This is a genomic window from Vibrio sp. D173a, assembly GCF_030248475.1.
This window is the reverse complement of the sequence record NZ_JAHGAH010000918.1, coordinates 1-1,264: the sequence shown is the minus strand read 5'-3', so window position 1 is coordinate 1,264 and position 1,264 is coordinate 1. Positions and strand designations below refer to the sequence as shown.

Annotated in this window: 1 protein-coding gene; it reads left to right on the top strand. The window is 49.7% G+C overall.

Annotation, left to right across the window (positions count from 1 at the left end; all coding sequences use genetic code 11):
* The coding region (locus tag KIV40_RS30265) for a pitrilysin family protein (protein ID WP_285352965.1) at positions 1-1,264 on the top strand (1,264 nt) is incomplete at both ends.

The following is a 1,264-nucleotide window of genomic DNA, read 5'->3' as shown; positions in this document are numbered from 1 at the left end:
ATCATCACCGAAGGGGGTGGCACGATGAACGGCACTACTAACCGCGATCGAACGAACTACTTTGAAACGGTGCCATCAAACCAGCTTGAGAAGATGCTGTGGTTAGAGTCCGATCGCATGGGTTACTTACTGGATGCGGTTTCTCAACGAAAATTTGAGATCCAACGAGACACGGTTAAGAACGAGCGTGCTCGAAACTACGATAACCGCCCTTATGGCTTGATGTGGGAACGCATGGGTGAGGCACTCTACACTGAAGGGCACCCATACTCATGGCAGCCAATTGGTTATGTTGAGGATCTGGATCGCGTTGACGTGAACGATCTGAAAGCCTTTTTCCTTCGCTGTTATGGCCCAAACAATGCGGTGCTGACGATTGGTGGTGACATTGATGTTGAAGATACTCTGGAATGGGTTAACAAGTACTTTGGACCAATCCCAAGAGGGCCAGAGGTTGAGAGTGCTGAGAAACAGCCAGCGGTGCTCACCGAAGACAAGTACATCACGCTTGAAGATAACATTCGTCAGCCGATGGTACTGGTGGGTTGGCCAACTACGTATCGTGGCGAAGAAACACAAGCCACGTTGAATGCGTTATCTAACGTATTAGGTAAGGGCACCAACAGCTACCTCTATCAGAATCTTGTTAAGACTCAAAAGGCCGTGAGCTCTGGCTCTTTCCATGATTGTGGTGAGCTCGCGTGTACTCTATATGTTTATGCGATGGGTGACTCGGGCCAGAAAGGCGATCTGACAGAGCTGAACAAAGCACTGCTAGATACCTTAGATAAGTTCTCAAAAGAGGGCGTGACACAAGAGCGACTTGATCAAATCACCGGTATGGCAGAAGCCAGTGCCGTTTTTGCGCTGCAGAGCGTGCGCGGTAAAGTGTCTCAGCTTGCCTCAAACGAAACCTTCTATGGTCAGCCTGATCGCATTGAATCCCAGTTAGAGCAGATTCGAGCGGTAACCCCAGAGCGAGTGGCGCAAGCTTATCAAGATTTTGTACAAGATAAGCACAAGGTTACATTGAGTGTGGTTCCTCGTCGTCAGTTGGACTTAGCGGTTCGAGAAGCGACTTTTGTGACTCCGCCACGTACCTTGCCAGAATATACCAAGGTGACGGAAGACCAATTAGATTTTAGAAAGGCGCCGCTGACCTTTGATCGCAGCGTGATGCCAGAAGTTACCTTTGGTGTGACCGCGACCATGCCTGAACTGTATCGAGTCCACCATTGGCATAGTGGACTCGATACAGCCCAGG